The organism is Catenibacterium sp. AM22-6LB (genome assembly GCF_003435615.1).
GTDB classification, from domain to species: domain Bacteria; phylum Bacillota_I; class Bacilli_A; order Erysipelotrichales; family Coprobacillaceae; genus Catenibacterium; species Catenibacterium mitsuoka_A.
In genome coordinates this window covers 25,307-32,672 of the sequence record NZ_QTUM01000026.1, presented here as the reverse complement: position 1 = coordinate 32,672, position 7,366 = coordinate 25,307, and the positions used below count along the sequence as shown (strand labels likewise).

Sequence of the window (7,366 nt, the reverse complement as noted above, 5' to 3'; positions counted from 1 at the left end):
CGTCTCCCGGACTGCCTGTCTATAATACCCAATATTCCAACACTTGTAAAGCATTTTTTTGAATTTTATTCAAAATTTATTTCTAAATAGAGTTTTTAGCCCTTCTGCGCTGCATAATTTGATTTCAATTAATTTTAGTATTATTTCTCTAATGCTCTTTATAGCTCAATTATAGCAAAAAGAGAAGTATTTACTCCTCAAGTAAATACTTCTCTATAACCTCAGCACATCCATCATGATCATTATCAGATACAATTACATCACTGATTTCTTTAATACTCTCTTTCGCATTTCCCATTGCAACTGCAAGACCTGCAGTTTCTAATGCTTCCTTATCATTATCTGCATCACCTACTACTATAGTCTCTTCAATAGAAATACCTAAATGATGACATAATTGTTTTAATCCAGTTCCTTTATCTACACCTTTCGCATTCATTTCTAAACCTGTTGCTTCTGAATCTTTCATCTCCAATTCAAGTCCTGCTTCTTTAATTGCTTTTCTTGTGTGATCTCTTGCAGCTTTTGAATGATGATAGATGTTAAGCTTATGTACTGAATAAGGATTACCTACATAATAGTCATAGATGTTATCTACTTTAGTAGTGACTTCTTCATACATCGGCTGGTAGACACCCATATAATAATCATTCATATGTGGTATTTTGTCTTTTTCTACTACAGATGTAATTCCCATTAAGTGAACCATCTCATCTGTTTCCTTACCAATTTGAATCAATGTTTTGACTTCTTCTTCACTTAATGGTGATTCATAGATACTTCTTTCTTCTTCATAATCATAGACAAGTGCGCCACTGACACAATTCACATAGCGTAGTCTTGGCAATACTTCTCTATACTCCTTAAGTTCTGCAGGACATCTTCCTGTATTAAGTATTACAGTCTTACCTGCCTCTATGGCCTTATTAATAGCTTCTACTGTTTTATCTGAAATCTTCTTTTCACTATTAAGAAGTGTACCATCCATATCAAATGCGACTAATTTATACATGTTTTAAATCCCCCTTTTATATGTATCATATTCTATCACAATGTAACCTACAAATATGAGCAGTTTCATAATATCAAAAAAGAGGAACTATCTAGTTCCCCTGTTGTCCTAACCATTCCCATACTGTAATGACATTGTAGTCCATTTGTTGTAATAGGTTATAGTTGTTTCACAACGGAATTGAAAATTTACCTCTTAGGTAAATTGATATCATCAACGTTTATGAACAATAAAATTATAGTTAAGGCACCCTTATTATTTAATACTAAGCTTCAGTACTAATCTAATATTATATTTCAAATCATTTTTATAATTTTACTTCATTAAACACAATTGTTACATAAGTTTTTTCAAAAGAATATCCATATATAATAAGCACACCGTATTTTTGAAATTCTATTCATTTGTGATAAAATAGACACGTAATGAAAGGATGTATCAAATGAAAACAATAAATGTAGTAGCAGCTATTATCTGTAAAGATGATAAAATCATGATTGCAAAAAGAGGTTATGGTGAATTTGAAGGAATGTATGAATTTCCTGGCGGAAAAATCGAACCGGGTGAAACTCCTGAAAATGCACTTATCAGAGAATTAAAAGAAGAAATGAACGCACATTTAATCGTAGATGAATTCTTTATGCATGTTCACTATGATTACCCTACTTTCATATTAGAAATGGATTGCTTCTTATGCCATATTCCAGATAATCATTATGAATTGCTAGAACATGAAGATTGTAAGTGGATTATTCCTGGGCAAGAAGATGTTGTATGGGTACCAGCTGACTTACAAATTATTGAAAAACTAATTGCAAGAAATCAAGCTTAACACGTTTGGTTTCTTTTTTATTTCAAACATATGATATAATTGTATTAGTTTTCGTATTAAAGGAGTTATTCTATATGGATGAATTAAACAAAGCATTGCGTACAAGCTTTATTGATAAGTCTTTTCCTTCTAACAAGGATTTAAGACCTAAATTATTTTTCAACGATTATAAAAGAAGAATGAATCTCGCATTTGAAATCACTAAAAGATTAAAAGAATGTGACTATTTTGAATTTTCAGTTGCATTTATTAGTGAATCCGGACTTGCCGTTTTAAAGCAGATACTATTAAATTTAAAAGAGAAAGGTGTCAAAGGGCGTATTATTACATCTACCTATTTAGGTTTTAATGCTCCTAAAATGTTTAAGCAACTCCTTTCTTTTACTAACATAGAAGTAAGAATATTTGAACAAGAACATTGTGGTTTCCATCCTAAAGGATTTATTTTCCATACAGGAGACCATCGTGACATTATTGTAGGCAGCTCAAACTTAACTCAAACAGCGTTAGAATCAAATCAGGAGTGGGACTTATTTTTCACATCTCACGAAAACGGTGAACTTGCTTCACAAGTTTCAAATGAATTTGATATTCAATGGGAATTATCTACACCTCTAACAAACGAATGGATTGAAAGTTATAAAGAAACTTATGTGAAACCTGTTCGTCCTACTTCAGCACAAAGTTCAAAAACAATAAAGCCAAACAAAATGCAGGAAGAAGCTTTAAAATCATTAAAGAATTTAAGAGATAATAATAAAGATAAAGCTCTTCTTATATCAGCAACTGGTACTGGTAAGACTTTTTTATCTGCATTTGATGTAAGACGCTTTAAACCAAAAAGATTATTATTTGTTGTTCATAGGAGAAATATCGCAGAAGCAGCATTGCGTTCCTTCAAATATTTAATTCCAAATGTATCTATGGGAATTTTCTCTGGAAACACAAAAGAAACTGATTCAGATTTTATCTTCTCTACTGTACAAACAATTCATAAAAAAGAATATAGAGAAATGTTTAATAGAGATGCTTTTGATTACATTATTATAGATGAAGTACATCGTGCCGGTGCACAATCTTATCAAGATATTGTCGATTACTTTAAACCAAAGTTTTTATTAGGTATGTCTGCAACACCTGAAAGAAGCGATGACTTTGATATATATGAAATGTTTGATCATAATATTGCTTATGAAATTAGATTAATACAAGCTATGGAATATAACCTACTCTGTCCTTTCCATTATTATGGAATAACAGATATGACTATCGATGGAATCGAAATTGATGATAAATCAGAATTCAATATTCTTACATCAGAATTACGAGTAGATTATATTATAGAAAAAATCAATGAATATGGTTATAGCGGTGATCGTATTCATGGTTTAATCTTCTGTAGTCGCAAGGATGAATGTGAAAAGCTTTCTCAGCTATTTAATATGAGAGGATATAAAACAATTGCATTAACTGGCGACTCTTCTGAAGAGATGAGACAAAAAGCAATTGATTCTTTAGAATCTAATGATGAGAATTCATTAGATTATATATTCACGGTTGATATCTTTAATGAAGGTATTGATATTCCTAAAGTGAATCAAGTTGTTATGTTAAGACCTACTGAATCAGCAATCGTATTTGTGCAACAATTAGGACGTGGTTTAAGAAAGAATGATTCTAAAGAATACGTTGTCATTATTGATTTTATTGGTAATTATGAAAAGAACTTCTTAATCCCTGTTGCTTTATCAGGACAAACTAATTACAACAAGGACTCATTAAGACAGTTTGTATGTGAAGGTTCACTTATTACACCTGGTGCTTCTACTATTCAGTTTGATCAAATTACAGAAAAGAGAATTTATCAATCTATCGATGCAGCAAACTTCACACAGGTAAGACTTATTAAGGACTCTTATAAACAGTTAAAAGAAAAGCTAGGTAGAATTCCTCATTTAAAAGAATTCGAACAATATGGTGCCATTGATGTTCAATTAATGTTCCAAAACAAATCACTAGGTTGTTATCATACCTTCTTATCTAAATATGAAAAAGACTATCATATTCACTTTAGTACTTTAGAGGAAAAATATCTTCAGTTTATTTCATCTAAACTTTCTTCCGGTAAGCGTGTAGAAGAATTAGAGGCTATAAAGTTAATCATCAATAAAAGAACAAATCTTCTCACTCATTTAAAAGAAACTTTAAATAGTGATTATAAAATTGAATTACCAGATGTAGGTATAGAAACCATTTCAAATATTCTGTCTCAGAATTTCATGACAGGGTCAAGTAAAAAGACGTTTGAAAAAGCAGTCTTCTTAGATGAAAATTTTGAGTCTTCACCACAGTTCTTAAAGTTACTTAATAATGAAGATTTTAAGAATCAAGTAATGGAAGTCATTGAATATGCAATTGATAAAAATAAAAAAGAGTATTCTAATAGATATAAGAATACCGATTTCTGTTTATACTCTAAGTATACATATGAAGATGTTTGTCGATTACTTAACTGGGAAAAGAATATTGTACCATTAAATATTGGTGGATACTTCTATGATATACGCACAAATACCCTTCCAGTATTTATTAATTATGATAAAGATGAATCTGTTGTAGATACTCAGAAATATGCCGATCACTTTATCGATGCACAAAACTTTGTAGCTATGTCTAAAAGCAATGTTAGAATCACTAATCCAGGTATGGAAAAATTTGTGAAAGCAGCAGAAAATAAAACGAATATCTATTTGTTTATTAGAAAAAATAAAGACGATGCTGCTTCAAAAGAATTCTATTATTTGGGTGAAGTCTATATTTCAAAAATAGAAGAGACCACAATGGCTAACGATGTGCCAGTATGCGAAATCTACTATCATCTAGATCAACCAGTTAGATCAGACATCTACGATTACATCCTTTCCTAATACTTACCTAAAAGTGCCTACTACCCTCCTATCTAATTCTCTAATAGAATACATATAGGAGGGTATTTAACATGACATATCTATGCGTCTTTCATAGTCTTCTGATTTAAGAATACTAGAGAATAATGCTTTAAAGATCATATACTTATTGTATCCATAAATCCGAAAGAATCGATTTAAACTAGAAGTAGAAACAAAACATCTTTCTGCAAGTTCATTGATTGTCAGATAATCTAGTTCATGTCCATTCTCTAATAGTCCTGAGGCAATCTAGTAATTGATATCACGTACTTCTGAATTATTAATAAATAAAAATAAGACATTAAAAAAAACAATTCATCGTATTCCTCCCTTACAGTTATCATATCATGAATTGTTTTTATACTTCATTTTTATCAAATTCGTGCTTAAAAATGCTTATTCATCCATATGGTATATACCATAATCATTAGATACAAAAGTAAATGTCACTTCTGGGAACTGTTTAGACAAGTACTCTACCATATGTTCCATACCTGGTGCTTCACATGTCATATGATTAATCACTATAAGTGGAATATCATGATCTACTGCCCACTGGACACCTATCCAGTTACTTACACCATCATCACTGACTAAACATGCATCTGCACCTTCTTCATACATTTCAAATACATCTGTACAAGCCCCTGTACCTATGCCTAATCTATGTATTATTTGAGTCTTATCTCCTATGATTTCTATACCTTGCTGGTGGTAAGGTTTTATTCTATTAATAATATGTTGTGCACATTCTTCTACAGTCATATTAATATCATTTGTATATCTATAGTAAGAATGATCATGTGATTCTTCAAAATTGAGATCCAATGTGTTAGCCCAGCTATCTCTAATGCCATATTCGGGATAGACAGCCCATAAATCATGACATCTATAGATTGTAATATCATGTTCTTTTAATAATGCTTCTTTTTCTTTTTGTGCTTTATATATAAGTGTAGGTAACGATGTAGATGCGAGATAGAATGGATTCTCATGTGAAATAATGAAATGTATATCATGTTCTATTGCATATTGAATCACTTTATTAGTCGCTACCCAGCATGTTATTACTTTACTTATTTCTGTTTGATCCTCCCCAAACAATATACGATCTCTTGTACAGTTTCTATTCACCCATTCACCTTGTGACTCTAATAAGTCTATGATGTCTCTTATTGTCATATGTATCTACTCCTTTCTTATAATTATACACAAAAAAAGACATTCTTAATCAAGAATGTCTACTTGTACTGCGTTAATTGTCATAAGGCTAGTAAAGTCATTAATAGATAATGTACCTACAATCTTTACTTTCTGACCCTGTTTAAACTGCTTAATTTTATAGTTTGGATTATAGATGATTGTATCAATACCACCTACATTAGGAATAAAGAAACTTAACTTGATATGATCAAAATAATCTTTTACAGGTGCTTCATGAATGACTAGACCTTCAATAGAGATAAGAGTCTTTTCCTGCCCATTTCCAAATGGTGATAATACCTGTAAGTATTCTTCTATATTTGTCTTAGATAAGTCTGAAATTTCTAATGGAATCACATCTCTTACTCGATCATCATCGTGGAATTCATCACTAATAAAGTATCCTGCATTGATTTCATCCGCAATAGGTGCAACAGAACGGAACTTACCTGTACCAGGACAGCCATAAATAAGGTACTTAACCATCTTCTTCGCATTATTTAAGGAACTAAGATAATGTGCCATCTTATTTGTGATAGAACCAGACATAACACTTTCATTATATATCTTCTTGAATTCTCTTTGACGCATATTGTTTTTCTGTCTTGTCTTAGGTGTTAAAGCAACAAACTCAATCGCATCAAAACGACAGTCATTTAATAAACCTAAAGTCTTCTTTAAATGATAACGGTTAGAGTCACATAGAGGAACTCCTTCAGCCTGAATACCAATACCTGCAAGAGAAGCTAAATACTGATTTTCTTTACCAAGTAATGTATTAATAAGCTGTAATACAAGTAAACTCTGTGCAACATCTTCATCCTTATAGTGACCACCAGGTACTAATGGATATACATTGTCACCATCTCTTACTTCTAACTGATTTCCTAAGATAATATGAAGACCAGGACCAAAATCATCCTGAGGACCATCAAAGAATTCAAAAGCTGATTTCCCTTTAGCCATTAAGACACCTAGGAAAATCATTGCACTTTCTAATAAATGATGTAGTTCTGTACTCATGATACAAATATGAATCTTAGACTTAGAAGCACATGCTTCTTTAATGAGATTCAATGCTGTTTCACCATTCTCTAAATCTGTAAAATTATAATAGAATGGTGTGTTGAGTGCTTCATAGTCTTCTTTTGTGAAGCCTCTATGTTCTACATATTTCGCAATAATAGGATTCACTTCATATGAATCCATAATTTCTTTTGTATGAGATAATTCAACTTCGTGAAATATCATTTTTTCACTCCCCTCTTTCCAAAACAATTATAACGAATGGTTCTCTAAAAAAAAAGTGTTACTTTCATTTACTCATTTTGAAACTTCTCAACACCTTTAATTCTATTATGTTAGACTATA

5 protein-coding genes are annotated in these 7,366 nt (G+C 31.1%); 2 read left to right on the top strand and 3 right to left on the bottom strand.

From position 1 onward, the window contains the following. Positions 1-190: 190 nt before the first annotated feature. Positions 191-1,012: a Cof-type HAD-IIB family hydrolase gene (locus DW269_RS07100; RefSeq protein ID WP_117459145.1), complete on the bottom strand. Its 822-nt coding sequence runs from the start codon at positions 1,010-1,012 to the stop codon at positions 191-193. 442 nt (positions 1,013-1,454) lie between these two features. Here DW269_RS07100 and DW269_RS07095 point away from each other — a divergent pair, with 442 nt between their 5' ends. Next, positions 1,455-1,844 (top strand): (deoxy)nucleoside triphosphate pyrophosphohydrolase, encoded by a 390-nt coding sequence (locus DW269_RS07095; protein WP_117459144.1) that lies wholly within the window; start codon positions 1,455-1,457, stop codon positions 1,842-1,844. A 74-nt stretch (positions 1,845-1,918) separates the two neighbouring features. Then, positions 1,919-4,771, top strand: coding sequence for a DEAD/DEAH box helicase (locus DW269_RS07090; RefSeq protein WP_117459143.1), 2,853 nt, complete (start codon positions 1,919-1,921; stop codon positions 4,769-4,771). A gap of 417 nt (positions 4,772-5,188) precedes the next feature. On the opposite strand, the gene DW269_RS07080 is transcribed toward DW269_RS07090, so the two are convergent. Both DW269_RS07080 and DW269_RS07075 read right to left on the bottom strand, forming a co-directional pair. Continuing rightward, complete coding sequence (locus DW269_RS07080) at positions 5,189-5,974, bottom strand: Nif3-like dinuclear metal center hexameric protein (protein WP_117459142.1); 786 nt, start codon at positions 5,972-5,974, stop codon at positions 5,189-5,191. A 45-nt stretch (positions 5,975-6,019) separates the two neighbouring features. Continuing rightward, positions 6,020-7,246 carry a hypothetical protein gene (locus DW269_RS07075; RefSeq protein ID WP_117459141.1) on the bottom strand — a complete coding sequence of 409 codons (1,227 nt, stop codon included), beginning with the start codon at positions 7,244-7,246 and terminating at the stop codon, positions 6,020-6,022. Positions 7,247-7,366: the final 120 nt, after the last annotated feature.